Below are 15,902 nucleotides of genomic sequence, written 5' to 3'. Positions count from 1 at the left end.
GATGAAAGGCTTTGAGCGTTACGCCGGATTCACCCCCGTAGACCTGACCGACCGCACTTGGCCGAGCAATCGGATAGTGGCGGCGCCCCGCTGGTTATCGACCGATCTACGCGACGGCAACCAGTCGCTGGCCAACCCCATGACCCCAGAGCGGAAGCTCAAGATGTTCGACCTCCTGGTGGAAATCGGCTACAAGGAGATCGAGGTCGGCTTTCCCGTCGCCAGCCAGAACGACTACGACTTCGTCCGCCTGCTGATCGAGCGCGACCTCATCCCCGACGACGTGCGGATCACCGTGCTCACGCAGGCCCGCGACGAGCTGATCGAGCGGACCGTGGAGTGCCTCGAAGGGGCGCCCCGGGCCATGATCCACGTGTACAACGCCACGTCGCCGCTCTTCCGGCAGGTGGTCTTCGGCATGAGCCGCGCCGAGTGCAAGGACCTGGCCGTCCTGGGCACACGCCTGATGATGAAGTACGCCGAGCGGACGCTGCGCGACTGCGACCTTGGCTACCAGTACTCCCCCGAGCTCTTCAACGAGACCGAGCTCGACTTCTCCCTTGAGGTGTGCGAGGCCGTCATGGACGTCTGGCAGCCGGAGCAGGGGCGCGGCATCATCCTCAACTTCCCGACGACGGTCGAGCGGTCGCTGCCCAACGTGTTCGCCGACCAGATCGAGTGGCTCGACCGCAACCTGTCGCGCCGCGAGCACGTCTGCCTGTCCATCCACCCGCACAACGACCGCGGCACCGGGGTGGCCGCCGCCGAGCTGGCCCTGCTGGCGGGCGCCGAGCGGATCGAGGGCTGCCTGTTCGGCAACGGCGAGCGCGCCGGCAACGTCTGCCTGGTGACGCTGGGCATGAACATGTACGCCCACGGGATCGACCCGGGCATCGACTTCTCCGACATCAACGCGATCCGGCGCACGGTCGAGCTCTGCAACGAGCTGCCCGTGCATCCCCGGCATCCCTACGGCGGCGACCTCGTCTACACGGCCTTCTCCGGCTCCCACCAGGACGCCATCAAGAAGGGCTTCGACGACCTGGAGCGGGCGGCCGACGAGAGCGGCGCCGACGTCGCCGAGCTGCCGTGGCGCATGCCGTACCTGCCCGTCGACCCCAAGGACGTGGGCCGCACGTACGAGGCGGTCGTGCGGGTGAACAGCCAGTCCGGCAAGGGCGGCGTCGCCTACGTGATGAGCGCCTGGCACGGGCTCGACCTGCCGCGCGGGATGCAGGCCGACCTGTCGGCCAAGGTGCAGGCGCAGGCCGACGCGGTGGGCGGCGAGCTGTCGCCGAGCCGGATCGGGGCCATCTTCCGCGCCGAGTACCTCTTCCACGGCGACCCGTCGGAGCCCCTGCCCGTGGGGCGGGAGCCGGTGACGGCGGCGCTGTACATCGACGGGCGCTTCGACGTCGGCGGCGACCGGGCAGACGCCTGCCGCGCGCTCGGCTCGGTGCTGGCGCCCTGGGGCATCCAGGTCCGCGTGGTGCACCGCACCGGCCGCCCGCTCGACCACGAGCAGCCGGGCGGGCCCGGCGACCGCTCGGGCGACGAGACCGTGATCTACGCCGAATGCCGGATGGGTGGCGCCGTCACCTGGGGCGCCGGCATCGACGCGGACATCGCCACGGCCGCCTACTCCGCCGTCCGCGCCGCCCGCGCCCGCCTCACCCCCGACGTACTCCGCACCCCGGACAAACCCGACGTACGACTCACCGATGACAAGGAGACCCGCGATGCTGAAGAGAATCCACCGGCAGCGCCCGCGCGGACCCCGCACCCGAGGCCGTCTGGACCTGCGCACCCCGTCCGGCCGCAAGCTGCCCTTCTGACACCCAGCCGAATCTGACATCGACAGCCGAAAAAGGGGAGGCCGATCATGGCCATGGACGAACGGCGGGAGGGCCTGACCTCCCTGGAGGAACTGCTGCGCGAGACGGTGGCCGGCAAGGGCCGGATCGCCATGGTGACCGGCGCCATCGCGACCGGCAAGAGCGAGCTGCTGTACGCGTTCGCGGAGCAGGCGTTCGAGCACGGGGCGTTACCGCTCACCGCCACGGGATCCGTGTCCGAGAGCGGCCTGCCGCTCGGCGTGCTGGCCCAGCTGCTGCACAACGCGCCCCTGACGGAGGAGCAGCGGGCCGCGACCATGAACCTGCTGCACGAGGGCATGAGCTCGCAGCTGTCGAGCGACCCGCAGGCCGAGGCCATCGACCACATGGACGTGCAGATCGTCGACGCGCTCTGCGCGGCCCTGCTCGAACTGTCCGAGCGCTGCCCGCTGGTGATCGCCGTGGACGACGTCCACCACGCCGACCGGGCCTCGCAGCTCTGCCTGGCCTACCTGGCGCGGCGGGTCAAGTTCGCCCAGGTCATGCTGGTCTTCAGCGCGCCGGACCACAGCGCGCATGTCCAGACGCTCTTCCACACCGAGGTGCTGCGGCAGCCGCACTGCCGGCCCATCCGGCTCACCCACCTGTCCGCCGAGGAGGTCGAGCTGTGGGTGACCGTCCGGGCGGGCGCCGAGGCCGCCGGCCGGTTCGCGGCCGACTGCTACGCGCTGAGCGGCGGCAACCGGCTGCTGGTGACCGCGCTCGTGGAGGACTTCCAGGCCACCGGCGCTCCTGGCGCGAGGTACGGCGAGGGCACGGTGGCCTGCCTGCGCCGCGCCGACCGCCGGATGACGGTCGTCGCCAGGGCGCTGGCCGTCCTGGGCGAACCCGCCTCGATCGGCCGGCTGCTCGGCGGCGGCGAGAGCGCCGTCATCAAGCTGCTGAGCAGCGGCGACCTGCCGGGCGGGCGGCAGGCGGGCGGCGAGACGGCGACCGGCCGGCTGCTGGAGGAGGGCGAGGCGGCGGTCGCCAAGGCGATCCAGGCGCTGACCGGCGCCGGTGTGCTGGAGCACGGCCACTTCCGCCACCCGGCGGCCAGGGCGGCCGTGCTCGCCGACCTCGACGCCGCCGAGCGCATCGACCTGCACCGGCGGGCCGCCGAGCTGACGTACGAGAGCGGCGCCCCGGCGGCCGTCGTCGCCGAGCACCTGCTGCAGGCCAGCCACGCCGGCGACCCCTGGGCCATCTCGGTCCTGGAGGAGGCGGCGCGGCAGGCGCTCCGCGACGACGGCGTGGAGTCGGCCATCGAATACCTCAAGCTCGCCTGGCGGGCCTGCGTGGACGAGCGGCGGCGGGCCAGGATCACCACCACGCTCGTACGGGCGGAGTGGCGGATCAACCCGAGCGCCCCCGCCACGCACCTGGCCGAACTGACCGACGCCCTGCACAAGGGCTACCTGGGCGGCGGCGACACGGTGGTGCTGGCCAAGGCCCTGCTGTGGCACGGGCACGTGGCGGACGCGAAGGACGTCCTGGCCCACCTCAACGAGCTGGCCGAGCTGGACCAGGAGACCGTGGCCGAGCTGGCCGCGGCCCGCCCGTGGTTCCGCAGCCTGTACCCCTCGTTCCTGCCGCACCTGCCGGAGGTCAGCGGTGAGCAGGCGAGCAACGCCGCCTCGTCGGTCGTCGTCGGCCGCCGGATGGAGTCGGCCGGCGTGCTGGCCAGCGTCCTGACCCAGGGTCCCCGGGAGGAGACCGTGGCGACGGCCGAGCGCATCCTGCGCGGCTCCCGGCTGGACGAGATGACGATGGACACCGTGGAGACCGCGCTGCTGGCGCTGACCTACACGGACCGGCCGGGCAAGGCGGCGCCCTGGTGCGACGCGTTCATCGACGAAGCGGCCTCGCGGCGCGCCCCGAGCAGGCAGGCCCGGCTGTCCGCCATCCGGGCGGAGATCGGCCTGCGCAGGGGCGACCTGGCCGCGGCGGCCTACGACGCGCAGCGGGCCCTGGAGATCATCCCGGCCACCAGCTGGGGCGTGGCCGTCGGCGGGCCGCTGGGCAGCCTGCTGCTGGCGGCCGCGGCGATGGGCCGGCTGGACGACCATGTGCGGCTGTTCAACCAGCCGGTGCCCGAGGCGATGCTGGAGACCAGGTTCGGCCTGCAGTACCTGCACGGCAAGGGCCGCTTCAACCTCATGGCCGGCCAGCCGCACCAGGCGCTGCGCGACTTCCAGCTCTGCGGCGAGCTCATGCGCAGGTGGGAGCTGGACGTGCCGGGGTTCATCGCCTGGCGTACGGACGCGGCCGAGGCGCTGATCCGCCTGGGCGACCAGGAGGAGGCGCGCCGCCTGATCGACGAGCAGCTCGCCCGGTGCGGGCAGCAGTCCAGGCGCGTGCAGGGCATCGCGATGCGCCTGCTGGCGGCGGTGAGCGAGACACGGCACCGCCCGATGCTGCTGCGCAAGTCGGCGGACCTGCTGCAGTCGGGCGGCGACCGGTACGAGCTGGCCAGGGCACTGTTCGACCTGACGGCGGCCTACCACGCCAATGGCGAGTACCGGCGGGCGGGCATGTTCGGCAGGCGCGCCCGGCTGCTCGCGGTGGAATGCCAGGCCGAGCCGCTGACCCTGGCGCTCAACCGGGGCGGCAAGCGTGACCGGGCCGCCGCGAACTCCCCCGGCGTGACGGGGATCCTCAGCGACGCCGAGCGGCGGGTGGCGGCCCTGGCGGCCGAGGGCTACACCAACAGGGAGATCTCCGCGAAGCTGTTCATCACGGTGAGCACGGTGGAGCAGCACCTGACGCGGATCTACCGCAAGCTCAACGTCACCCGGCGCACCGAGCTGCCGGCCAGCCTCACGGGCGAGGAGTCCATGCGGACGCAGGTGTTCAGCTGACGCGAGAACCCCCGAAACGCGTCTTTCGGGGGTTCTCGCTTGGGGGCTTCACAGGGGGATGTTGGAATGCCGTCCTCTCGTGTGCGGAGCGCGGGCGAGGGCCTCGGCGAGCCGGAAGCGCGTGGTCGCGGGCGCGATGACCTCGTCGACCACGCCGAGCGACATCGCCCGTTCGACCCCGCCGGAGATCCGCTGGTGCTCCTCGACCAGCCGGGCCAGCAGCTCGGGCCGCTCGGCCTCAGAAGCCGCGGCGAGTGCCTTCCTGTGCAGGATGCCGACCGCCGCCTCGGCACCCATCACCGCCACCTCGGCGTCGGGCCAGGCGAAGACCGTCGTGGCGCCGAGGGAGCGGGAGTTCATGGCGATGTAGGCGCCGCCGTACGACTTGCGAGTGATGAGAGTGACCCTGGGCACGACCGACTCGGCGAAGGCGTGCAGCAGCTTGGCGCCCCGCCGGACGACCCCGCCCCATTCCTGCCCGACGCCCGGCAGGTAGCCGGGCACGTCCACCAAGACGACGAGCGGGACGCCCAGCGCGTCGCACATGCGGACGAAGCGCGAGCTCTTCTCGGCCGACAGCGAGTCGAGGCAGCCGCCCTTGCGCAGCGGGTTGTTCGCGAGCAGGCCGACGGTCCGGCCGCCGAGACGGCCGAGGCCGACCAGCATGTTCGGCGCCCAGCGGGGCTGCAGCTCCTCGAAGACCGGCCCGCGCTCGTCGCGGTCCATGACGCCGTGCACCAGGGGCCGTACGTCGTAGGCGCGGCGCGGCGATTCGGGCAGCAGCGCGCCCAGGTCCTCCCAGTCGTCCTGCAGCAGGTCGAGATCGAAGCCGCCGGGGCGGGCGAAGAATCCGGCCAGGCGGCGGGCCCGCGCGTATGCCTCGTCCTCATTTCCGACGACGATGTGGGCGACCCCGGATTTGCCGCCATGGGCTTCCGGACCGCCGAGTCCGGCCATGTCGATTTTCTCGCCGGTGACGCTCCGCACGATATCGGGACCGGTCACGAAGACGCGTCCTGATTCGGCCATGATGACGATATCGGTGAGCGCCGGGCCATAAGCCGCGGCGCCCGCGGCGGGCCCGAGAATAACGGAGATCTGCGGTATCACCCCGGACGCCTTCGTCATGGCGGCGAACATCCGGCCCACGCCGTCCATGGATTCCACACCGTCCGCGAGCCGGGCCCCGCCGGAATGCCATAACCCGATCACCGGGCAGCCGAGCCGCACGGCGGCCTCGATGGCGGCCACGATGTGGCGGGCGCCCGGCGCGCCCAGGGCGCCGCCCATCCGCGTGGCGTCGGTGCAGTAGGCGACGATGGGCGAGCCGCCGACCAGGCCGGACACGGCCTGGACACCGCTGTCGTCGGCGGCGTGCAGCGGCCTGAGAGAGCCGGGATCCGCCAGCCGCGCGAGGCGGACGGACGGCGATCGGGTGTCTGCGGATTGCTCGACCAGAACAGTGGACATAGGCCATTTCCCTGCTGCCGTGAATCGACCAGAAGTCGTGAATCGACCAGGAGTAACGCCGAATTTGTCAAGGGCGCCGTTATCAGCCAACCCCTAGCAACTCCGCCGGTGGGCGTCAGGCCGGTGGCAACTTGTGGCCGGAACTTCTGCACATTGACGCGCGAGGGCGATTCACGCTGCCATGAAATGATCTCAACCCTGGAGGACGACCTTGTCTCTGTGGTCTTTACCGATGGTCGCCGCCCTCGTGGCCGCGACGGCGATCCCGGCAGGCGCCGCTGTTACCGCCGCTCCGGGGACCGTCCCAGAACCGTATCCGGTCGCGTTGGTCAACACTTTCCTCGGCACCCAGGAGGCGGGTCCCGACTTCGGTCACGGCGGTGGGGCCGGGATGAACTTCCCCGGCGCCGTCCTGCCGTTCGGGATGATGCAGTGGAGCCCCGACACGGTGGCGAACGCCGGAGGTGGCTACAAGTGGGAGGACAACCGCTTACGCGGCTTCTCCATGACCCACATCTCCGGCCCCGGGTGCACCGGGGCGCAGGACTTCCCCGTGATGCCGATCTCCGGAAAAATCGATAAGTCGCCTGCTACGCATGGCATGGACTACGTCCAGACGTACAAGCATGACAACGAGAAGTCCACGCCGGGCTCCTACACCACCACCCTGGACACCGGGGTGAAGGCGGAGCTGGCCGCGACCCAGCGGGCCGGTGTCGGGCGGTTCACCTTCCCCGCCGGCAAGCCGGGCACGCTGCTGCTGAACACCAGCGGCTCGATCAACGGCGTGGACGACGGCGAGACCAAGATCAGTGGCAACACCGTCCAGGGCTGGGTGCAGACCGGCGGCTTCTGCGGCACGCCGATGCGCTACAAGGTCTACTTCCACGCCACCTTCGACCAGCCGATCACGTCGTACGGCACGTGGAAGGACGACCTCGTCCAGCCGAGCGCCCTGTCCATCAAGAACGCCTCCGCTGCCAAGGTCGCCGAGGCGGAGGCCGTGACGGCGGGCGACGTCGTCGTGAACGGCCCTGGCTCGGGCGCCTACCTGGAGTTCGACGGCGCCAAGCCGGTGCAGATGCGGGTCGGCCTGTCGTACGTGAGCGTGGACGGCGCGAAGAAGAACCTCGACGCGGAGGTCGGCGCCACCGGGTACGACTCGGTCGCCCTGAACGCCGCCTCCGTCTGGAACGACCGGCTGAGCCAGGTGCTGGTCTCCGGCGGCACCGCCGACCAGCGGCGCACCTTCTACAGCAACCTCTACCACGCGCTGCTGCAGCCGCACGTCGCCGAGGACGCCGACGGCACCTACACCGGCTCGGACGGCAAACTCCACACCGTCGCCGCCGGCCGCCACCACTACGCGACGTTCTCCGGCTGGGACGTCTACCGCAGCGAGGTGCAGCTCCTGGCCCTGCTCGACCCGGCCGTGGGCAGCGACATCGCGCAGACCATGTACGAGAACGCGCACCTGCTCGGCGACGTCTGGGACCGCTGGTCGCTGCAGAACGAGATCACCGGCGTCATGGTCGGCGACCCGTACCACTCGATCGTCTCCAGCCTGTACGCCTTCGGCGCCCGGAACTTCCCGGCGGCCGACGCGATGAAGTCGATGGTCACGGCGGCCCAGCGGGTCGGCGGGATGGACATCGGCCACCCGCAGATCAAGTACGACGAGCGGCCCGGCAACGCCGCCTTCATGAACAAGGGCTACGTCGTCTCGGACCCGTCCATGACGCTGGAGTACGGCATCGCCGACTTCGGCATCGCCCAGCTGGCCGCCCGGCTCGGCTACCGCGACGTCTCCGCCACCTTCATGAAGCGCTCGCAGTCCTGGCAGAACACCTACAACCCGGCCAACTCCTGGATCCAGCCCAAGATGGCGGACGGGTCGTTCACCTCGCCCTTCGACCCCGCGAGCCCCGACTCCTACATCGAGGGCAACGGCGCCCAGTACCACTGGATGGTCCAGCACAACCCGCGCGGGCTGTTCGACGCGATGGGCGGCAACGCCAAGGCCATCCCCCGGCTGGACGCCTACTTCAAGGCCCTCAACGCCGGGCCGAACGAGCCCTACGCCTACCTCGGCAACGAGCCCGCGCTGCCGTCGCCGTGGCTGTACGCGTGGGCCGGGCAGCCGTACAAGACCCAGGACCTGGTGCGGCGGGTGCAGCAGGAGCTGTTCAAGCCGGGGCCTGACGGGCTGGTCGGCAACGACGACCTGGGCGCGATGGCGTCCTGGTACGTCTGGTCGGCGATGGGCCTGTTCCCGGCGATCCCCGGCCGGGCCGAGCTGCTGGTCAACACCCCGCTGTTCGACAAGATCAACATCAAGCGGCCTCAAGGCAACATCGACATCTACTCCCCCGGCTCCACCAACCGCTACATCCAGTCGCTCAAGGTCAACGGGACGGCCTCCGGCAAGGCGTGGCTGCCCGAGTCGTTCGCCCTGCAGGGCGGCCGGCTCGACCTCACGCTCGGTGCCTCCCCTAACACCACGTTCGGCACCGGCACGGCGAACGCGCCGCCGAGCTTCAACGAGGGCGCCAAGACGTACCTCGCCGGGTTCAACCCCGGAAGCGGGCCGGTCGAGCCGGGCGGGACCTTCGCGGCCACGCTCGCAGTGCAGTCCACGGGCGCCGCGGGCACCGTCACGTGGCAGGCCAAGCCGCCGGCCGGGATCACCGTGACCCCGGCGAGCGGCACGCTGAGCGTCCCGGCGCTGGGCAAGGCCGCCCAGGCGGTCCAGGTCTCGGTGGCGTCGGGCACCGCGCTCGGCTTCGTCACCGTGCCGATCTCCGTCACCGCGCCGGCCTACTCCGGCGGCGCCACGTCCGCAGGCGACCTCACGGCCAGCGTGCGGCTGAACGTGGCCAGCCGTGGCACGCCCGAGTGGTCGCACAACCTCGCGGGCATCGGCGACGACGCCGAGTCCGGGCTGGCCAACCTCGACGCGGCGGCCTTCAGCTACTCGGGGCAGGCCCTGGCCGCGGCCGGCCTCAAGCCGGGCGGCAAGGTGGCCTGGAACGGCTTCGAGTTCACCTGGCCGAACCGCAAGCCGGGCGAATGGGACAACGTCAAGGTGGGGACCCAGCCGATCGAGGTGGCCGCGCCCGCCGGGGCCACGAAGATCGCCTTCCTGGGCTCGACCACCAACGGCTGGTCGGAGGTGACCGCGACGGTCACCTACACCGACGGCTCCACCGGCACCGGCAAGCTCGGGCTCAGTGACTGGATGCTGGACTTCGGCGGCGGCCAGCCCCGATACGGCAACCAGGTCGTGGCCTCGACGCCATACCAGCTCTACAACGGTTCGTGGATGCTGCGGCCGCTCGGCTCGTACGTCTTCGCGGCGCAGCCGATCGCGCTCGACCCGGCCAAGAGGGTGAAGAGCATCACCTTCTCGCCCGTCCAGGAGGGGGCAATGCACATCTTCACCTGGGCTTTCGCCTGATTTTCCGCCGCGGCTCCCCCTGCCTCGCATGGGGGAGCCGCTCTTTTGTGCGACACCGCGCTTGCATTAGGTAGGCTCCACCTGCCCTAATTTAGGTAAGCCTTTCCTACAGCGTGCGGGAGTGTCGGTGTTCGCCAGCTACCTCATAGGACTGCGTGAAGGACTGGAGGCGACACTAGTCGTCTCGGTCCTGATCGCCTTCCTGGTCAAAAGTGACCGCAAGGACAAGCTGCCTCACGTCTGGATCGGCGTCGTGGCCGCCCTCGCGCTGGCCGTCGGCTTCGGCGCGCTGCTGACCTTCACGGCGGCCAACCTCGGCCACACGGGGCAGGAGCTCTTCGACGCCATCACCTCGCTGCTGGCCGTGGTGTTCGTCACTTGGATGATCTTCTGGATGCGCCGCATGGCCCGCGCGCTCTCCAAGGAGCTGCGGGGCAAGCTCACGGAAGCGCTCGAGATGGGCTCGCTCGCCGTGGTCGTGATGGCCTTCCTGGCCGTGGCCCGCGAGGGGCTGGAGACGGCACTGCTGTTCTTCGCCTCCGTCCAAGGCGCCACCACCACCGCGTCGCCACTCATCGGCATCACCTTGGGCCTGCTCACCTCGGTGGCGATCGGCTGGGGCATCTACCGCAGCGCCCTGAAGATCAACCTCACCAAGTTCTTCACCTGGACGGGCCTGCTGCTGATCCTGGTGGCCGCCGGCATCTTCAAGTACGGCGTGCACGACCTGCAGGAGGCCAACATCCTGCCGGGCCTGACCACCTACGCCTTCGACATCAGCGCGATCCTGCCCGCCGACTCCTGGTACGGCGCGCTGCTGGCCGGAATGCTCAACATCACTCCTCAGCCGAGCGTGCTGGAGGCCCTGGCCTGGGTCCTCTACCTCGTGCCGACCCTCATCCTCTTCCTGCGCCGCCCCCAGTCGACCTCTGCCCCGGCGAAGTCCACCGCCGCGCCCGAACAGGAGCGTCATGCTTAATTCCACCGCCCGCGGCCTCGTCCTGGCGTTCGGCGCGCTCACCCTGGCCGCCTGCGGCTCCGGGACACCGGCCACGACCGGCTCCGCCGCACCGGCCAAGCCGGGGAAGATCAGCGTGGCCGCCTCCGACACCGAGTGCAAGGTCGCCACCGCCGAGGTGCCCGCGGGCACCAGCACGTTCACGATCACCAACGGTGGCACCAAGGTCACCGAGTTCTACGTGTACGCGCCGGGCGACCGTGTCATGGCCGAGGTGGAGAACATCGTGCCGGGCCTGACCCGCGAGGTCATCGCCGAGCTGCCCGCCGGGGCGTACGAGACGGTCTGCAAGCCCGGCATGGTGGGCAAGGGCCTGCGCAACGCGCTCAAGGTGACCGGTGAGCACAAGCCGCTCACCGACAACGCCAAGCTGGCCGAGGCCACCGCCAGCTACAAGCGCTACATCAAGACGCAGAGCGACACGCTGCTGGTCAAGACGCAGGAGTTCGTCGACGCGGTCAAGGCGGGCGACATCGCCAAGGGCAAGGAGCTCTTCCCGGTCGCGCGTACGTACTGGGAGCGGATCGAGCCGGTCGCGGAGATCTTCGGCGACCTGGACCCGGCGATCGACGCCCGCGAGGCCGACCTGGCGGCCGGCGAGAAGTGGACCGGCTTCCACAAGATCGAGAAGGATCTCTGGATCACCAAGGACATCAGCAAGGACGGCCCGGTGGCCGACAAGCTGATCGCCGACGTCAAGACCATCGTGGCGAAGTCCAACTCCGCCGAGCTGACCCCGCTCAACCTGGCCAACGGCGCCAAGGAGCTGCTCGACGAGGTCGCCACCGGCAAGATCACCGGCGAGGAGGACACCTGGTCGCACACCGACCTGTGGGATTTCGACGCCAACCTGCAGGGCTCCAGGGCCGCCGTGCAGGCGCTCCGCCCCGTGCTGGACGAGCGCGCGCCCGACCTGGTCAAGACGCTGGACGAGAAGTTCGCCGCGGCGGAGGCCGCCCTGGGCAAGCACCAGAAGGGCGACGGCTGGCAGCTGCACAACGAGCTGTCCAAGGCCGAGCTGAAGGCGCTGTCGGACGCGATCAACGCGCTGGCCGAGCCGATCAGCAAGGTCGCCCCGATCGTGACGAAGTAGGAGAGGCAGGACCATGAGCGAGCGCATGAGCCGCAGGAAGCTGTTCGGCATGGGCGCGGCGGGGGCGGCGGCCGTCGGCGTCGGTGCCGTGACCACGCGCTCGCTGCTCGAAGAGCCGCCGGTCGCGCACGCGGCCTCGATCTCCGACCCCGTCCCCTTCTACGGCGAGCACCAGGCGGGCATCGTCACGCCCGCCCAGGACCGGCTGCACTTCGTCTCCTTCGATGTCATCACCGACAAGCGGGAGGACCTGGTCGAGCTGCTGCAGGAGTGGACGGCCGCGGCCGCCAGGCTCGTGCAGGGCAAGGAGGCGGGCACGTTCGGCACGCTCGGCGGGGTCCCCGAGGCGGCGCCCGACGACACGGGCGAGGCGCTCGGCCTGCCCGCCTCCGGGCTGACGCTGACGATCGGCTTCGGGCCGTCGCTCTTCGACAAGCGATTCGGCCTGGCGGACAAGCGCCCCGCCGCCCTCGCCGATCTCCCGAAATTTCCCGGCGAGGCGCTCGTTCCGGAAATATCCGGTGGCGACATCTGCGTGCAGGCGTGCGCGCACGATCCCCAGGTGGCCGTGCACGCCATCCGCAACCTGGCCAGGATCGGCTTCGGCAAGGTGTCGGTCCGCTGGTCCCAGCTCGGCTTCGGCCGTACGTCCTCCACCTCGCGCGCCCAGGCGACGCCGCGCAACCTGATGGGCTTCAAGGACGGCACGAACAACCTCAAGCTGGAGGACGCCGAGTTGCTGCGCCGGCAGCTCTGGGTGGACGCCCAGGACGGCCCCGCCTGGATGACCGGCGGCAGCTACATGGTCACCCGGAAGATCCGCATGATGGTCGAGACCTGGGACCGTACCTCGCTGGGCGAGCAGGAGGCCATCTTCGGCCGGGACAAGGGCGCCGGCGCGCCGCTGGGCAAGAAGGCGGAGTTCGACCCGCTGGACTTCGCCGCCAAGGGCGCCGACGGCGGGCCGCTCATCAAGGACAACGCCCACGTCCGGCTGGCCCACCCCAGCACCAACGGCGACGCCCACCTGCTGCGCAGGGGCTACAACTTCGTGGACGGCTCCGACGGGCTCGGCCGCCTCGACGCCGGGCTGTTCTTCATCGCCTACCAGCGGGATCCGCGCAAGCAGTTCGTGCCGGTGCAGATGCGGCTGGCCAAGAGCGACGCCCTCAACGAGTACATCAAGCACATCTCCAGCGGGCTGTGGGCGTGCCCGCCGGGGATGCGGGACGCGGGTGACTACTGGGGGCGCGCGCTCTTCGCCTGACGGGGGCGCACGCTGTCTGGGAGCGCGCTCCTCGCCTGGCTGGGGCGCGCGTTTCGCTTGACGTACGGCCGCTTACTTCGCCTGACGTACAGCCGCTTGCAAGCCTGACCTGTTCACATGAAGCATGCGCAGTGACACGTCAGGGAGGCCGTTGTGATCATTGCCGTTGGCGCCTTCGCCTTACTCCTTCTGCTGATCGCCGTCCTCATCGTCGTGATCTACAACGGGCTGGTCCGCAAGCGCAACGCCGTCGAGAACGCCTGGGCGCAGGTCGACGTGCAGCTCAAACGCCGCCACGATCTGGTCCCCAACCTGGTGGAGGTCGTACGCGGCTACGCGGGCCACGAACGGCAGACGCTCACCGCCGTCACGGCCGCCCGCGCGCAGGCCCTCGACGCGCACAGCCTCGCCGAGCAGGCCGGCGCCGAGAACGCGCTGACCGGCGCCCTGAAGACCCTGTTCGCGGTCGCCGAGTCCTACCCCGACCTCAAGGCCAGCCAGAACTTCGCCGAACTCCAGGAGGAGCTGGCCACCACCGAGAACCGGATCGCCTACTCCCGCCAGTACTACAACGACGCCGTCCTCACCTACAGCAACGCGATCCAGACCGTCCCGGCCAACATCGTCGCGGGCATGGGCGGGTTCACCGCCCGCGAATACTTCCAGGCGCCCGGCGAGGAGCGCGGGCCCGTACAGGTGCGATTCTGATGACCGTCTGGTTCGCCGCGGCGGCCGTCGCCACCGCCTTGTGGGCACTGCTCCTGCTGGCCCTGGCGATCGCGACCCGCACCCCGGACATCACCCCCGGCCCGCCCAGCGGGGCGCTCGCGGACGAATCGCCCGCCGTGGTCGACCTCATCACCGGTGGCTGGCGCCTGTGCGACGAGGCCGCCTCGGCCACCCTGCTCGACCTCGCCGCGCGGGGCGCCGTCCAGATCGAGGAGGTCGGCCCGGAGTTGTCCCTGGTACGGCTGCGCCAGGCCGATGGGCTGAACCCGTACGAGCGGCTCGTCTACGAGCACGTACGCTCACTCGCGCGCGACGGCGTCGTGGCGACCGGCGCGCTGGCCGAGGGCTCGCGCAACCTGGGCCGCTGGTGGAAGAGCTTCCGCAAGAAGGTCATCGCCGACGCCCGGCAGCGGGGGCTGTCCCAGGCCCGCTGGAGCCGCGCGCACGCGACACTGCTGTTCGCGTCCGCGTTGGTGCCCGCCGCCCTGGTCGCCGTCGCGGTCACCGTGGCCGACCCCGAACACGACGGCGGCATCGGCGCGGGCATCGTCGCCTACGGCGCACTGGTCTACCTGGCCAGCCGGCTCAACGGCGAGCGCGGCACCGACCTGGGCGTCCAGGCGGCGGGGCACTGGCTGGGCGTACGAGAGACCCTGTCGAACGCCCGCTACGCCGACAAGCCCGCGGCGAGCGTGACCATCTGGGGCCGCCCCCTGGCGTACGCGGCCGCTCTGGGGCTCGCGCCGCGCGCGGTCCGCAGCCTGCCGGTGAGCGTGCCCGCCGACGACCGCCGGGCCTGGTCCGACTACGGCGGCATGTGGCACGCGGTGGACGTGCGCTACCCGTCGCGGCTCATCTGGGGCAGGCCGCCCCTGCACACCGTGGGCCGCGGCCTGGCGGCCGGGTTCTTCGCGGGCTTCTGGACGTGGATCGTGCTGGTCGTCCTGTCGGCGTTCGACCTGTGGCCGCGCGCGCTGACCCAGCCGGGCGGCTTCGCCGTGGGCCTGGCGATCGCCGCCGTGCCCGCTGTCCGCGCCCTCCTCGACCTCACCGGCCAGACCTGGATCGAAGGCCAGGTCGTACGGCTGCGCAGCCGCCGGTCGGGCGGCAACGAGAATCGGCCGAAGTACGTCTACTGGTGCGCCATCGACGAGGGCCGCAGCCGCGAGCTCAAGGCGTACGGCATGGCCGAGGACCAGTGGGGCCGCCTGTCGGAGGGCGACCTGGTCCGCGCCCGAGCCGGCCGGCGGGTCGGCTGGATCGGCGAGATCGAGGTGCTCCGGAGCACGACCCACCGGGGCCACTACGCCGACACCCAGGACCACCTGATCGACGCCCCACGCAATCTCGGCGAGGTCCGCCCGGAGTGGGGGTCGTAAGACCTGAGTATGCGTTAAGTATTCATTTTATTACTATGGGCAACCCTGTCTATGGTGAACGTCAGGAGTTCCCATGCGCGATGAGCCTTCGAACGGCGAACTCGCCCGGCGCATCGTCGATCTGCAGGACGCCGCCCTGAAACTCATGTCACGGGAGCTGTTCATAGCCGAGCAGCGGGCGAACGAACGCCGGTTCACGCTGCTCGAACGCGACCTGAAAGGCCTCGGCGAGCGAATCGACAACGAGCTCAACCAGCTGTCCGTTCGCGTCGAGTCCCGCAAGCTCACCCGGGGCGCCAACTGGCGGCAGGGCGGGTACGCGGGGGTGATCTCCGCGACGCTGCTGCTGATCTCGCTCCTGGTCCAGATCTGGCTCACCGTGAAGGGCACCCCGTGATGACTCCTCCTCATAAGTGAGGTAGACACCGCGCTGACGCACGCCGCCACGTGGAACCCGTCGATGAACGCGGCGCGGGCGGTGCCGAGCAGTTCCACCGCGGATTCCGCGGGCAGGCCGTGCGCCAGCGCCACCGCAGCGCTGAGGCTGTCGCGGGCGCCGTCGTCAGGAACGACTGCGGTGAAAGTTCGCCCGGTAGGTCGGCCCTGGGTAGCAGTCTGCGCTGATTCCGTCAATCCATTGAACGAAATACGTCGGCGGATACGGGATAGCCGCCGATCCGGCAGCTTGCCAGAATCGTACGAGCAGCTCGCAATCTGGCAAGTATGGGGCCGTGCGCATACCACGTTGACCTCT

General features: G+C 70.4%; 10 protein-coding genes. 9 read left to right on the top strand and 1 reads right to left on the bottom strand.

The window, feature by feature from the left end; genetic code table 11:
* The first annotated feature begins 1 nt into the window (after position 1).
* Together LDL49_RS06885 and LDL49_RS06880 are read left to right on the top strand one after the other, a co-directional pair.
* Positions 2-1,852 (top strand): 2-isopropylmalate synthase, encoded by a 1,851-nt coding sequence (locus tag LDL49_RS06885; protein ID WP_225290079.1) that lies wholly within the window; start codon positions 2-4, stop codon positions 1,850-1,852.
* A 30-nt stretch (positions 1,853-1,882) separates the two neighbouring features.
* Complete coding sequence (locus tag LDL49_RS06880; protein WP_225290078.1) at positions 1,883-4,735, top strand: helix-turn-helix transcriptional regulator; 2,853 nt, start codon at positions 1,883-1,885, stop codon at positions 4,733-4,735.
* A gap of 48 nt (positions 4,736-4,783) precedes the next feature.
* On the opposite strand, the gene LDL49_RS06875 is transcribed toward LDL49_RS06880, so the two are convergent.
* Positions 4,784-6,205 carry an acyl-CoA carboxylase subunit beta gene (locus LDL49_RS06875; protein ID WP_225290077.1) on the bottom strand — a complete coding sequence of 474 codons (1,422 nt, stop codon included), beginning with the start codon at positions 6,203-6,205 and terminating at the stop codon, positions 4,784-4,786.
* Positions 6,206-6,437: 232 nt separating this feature from the next.
* On the opposite strand from LDL49_RS06875, the gene LDL49_RS06870 reads away from it, so the two are divergent.
* From LDL49_RS06870 to LDL49_RS06840, 7 genes are all read left to right on the top strand, one after another.
* On the top strand, positions 6,438-9,662 hold the full coding sequence (locus LDL49_RS06870; RefSeq protein WP_225290076.1) for a GH92 family glycosyl hydrolase: 3,225 nt from the start codon (positions 6,438-6,440) through the stop codon (positions 9,660-9,662).
* A gap of 127 nt (positions 9,663-9,789) precedes the next feature.
* On the top strand, positions 9,790-10,641 hold the full coding sequence (gene efeU / locus LDL49_RS06865) for an iron uptake transporter permease EfeU (protein WP_225290075.1): 852 nt from the start codon (positions 9,790-9,792) through the stop codon (positions 10,639-10,641).
* Positions 10,634-11,773, top strand: a complete 1,140-nt coding sequence (efeO, locus tag LDL49_RS06860) for an iron uptake system protein EfeO (RefSeq protein WP_225290074.1) — start codon at positions 10,634-10,636, stop codon at positions 11,771-11,773. The genes efeU and efeO overlap by 8 nt, the downstream gene beginning before the upstream one ends.
* Before the next feature lie 13 nt (positions 11,774-11,786).
* Positions 11,787-13,040 (top strand): iron uptake transporter deferrochelatase/peroxidase subunit, encoded by a 1,254-nt coding sequence (efeB, locus tag LDL49_RS06855; protein ID WP_225290073.1) that lies wholly within the window; start codon positions 11,787-11,789, stop codon positions 13,038-13,040.
* Positions 13,041-13,193: 153 nt separating this feature from the next.
* Positions 13,194-13,748, top strand: a complete 555-nt coding sequence (locus LDL49_RS06850; protein WP_225290072.1) for a LemA family protein — start codon at positions 13,194-13,196, stop codon at positions 13,746-13,748.
* On the top strand, positions 13,748-15,148 hold the full coding sequence (locus LDL49_RS06845; protein ID WP_225290071.1) for a DUF2207 family protein: 1,401 nt from the start codon (positions 13,748-13,750) through the stop codon (positions 15,146-15,148). The genes LDL49_RS06850 and LDL49_RS06845 overlap by 1 nt, the downstream gene beginning before the upstream one ends.
* A gap of 73 nt (positions 15,149-15,221) precedes the next feature.
* The gene (locus LDL49_RS06840; protein ID WP_225290070.1) at positions 15,222-15,545 is read left to right on the top strand and encodes a hypothetical protein; all 324 of its coding nucleotides are present in this window, start codon (positions 15,222-15,224) and stop codon (positions 15,543-15,545) included.
* Positions 15,546-15,902: the final 357 nt, after the last annotated feature.

Source organism: Nonomuraea aurantiaca (assembly GCF_020215705.1).
Taxonomy (GTDB): Bacteria; Actinomycetota; Actinomycetes; order Streptosporangiales; family Streptosporangiaceae; genus Nonomuraea; species Nonomuraea aurantiaca.
The sequence above is the reverse complement of the archived record's forward strand: the minus strand, read 5'-3'. Positions and strand labels throughout refer to the sequence as shown.

Coding starts and splice junctions, on each gene's coding strand:
- LDL49_RS06885 (WP_225290079.1), top strand. CDS start 2: ATGAAAGGCTTTGAGCGTTACGCCGGATTCACCCCCGTAGACCTGACC.
- LDL49_RS06870 (WP_225290076.1), top strand. CDS start 6,438: ATGGTCGCCGCCCTCGTGGCCGCGACGGCGATCCCGGCAGGCGCCGCT.
- efeB (WP_225290073.1), top strand. CDS start 11,787: ATGAGCGAGCGCATGAGCCGCAGGAAGCTGTTCGGCATGGGCGCGGCG.
- LDL49_RS06875 (WP_225290077.1), bottom strand. CDS start 6,205: ATGTCCACTGTTCTGGTCGAGCAATCCGCAGACACCCGATCGCCGTCC.
- efeO (WP_225290074.1), top strand. CDS start 10,634: ATGCTTAATTCCACCGCCCGCGGCCTCGTCCTGGCGTTCGGCGCGCTC.
- LDL49_RS06840 (WP_225290070.1), top strand. CDS start 15,222: ATGCGCGATGAGCCTTCGAACGGCGAACTCGCCCGGCGCATCGTCGAT.
- LDL49_RS06845 (WP_225290071.1), top strand. CDS start 13,748: ATGACCGTCTGGTTCGCCGCGGCGGCCGTCGCCACCGCCTTGTGGGCA.
- LDL49_RS06880 (WP_225290078.1), top strand. CDS start 1,883: ATGGCCATGGACGAACGGCGGGAGGGCCTGACCTCCCTGGAGGAACTG.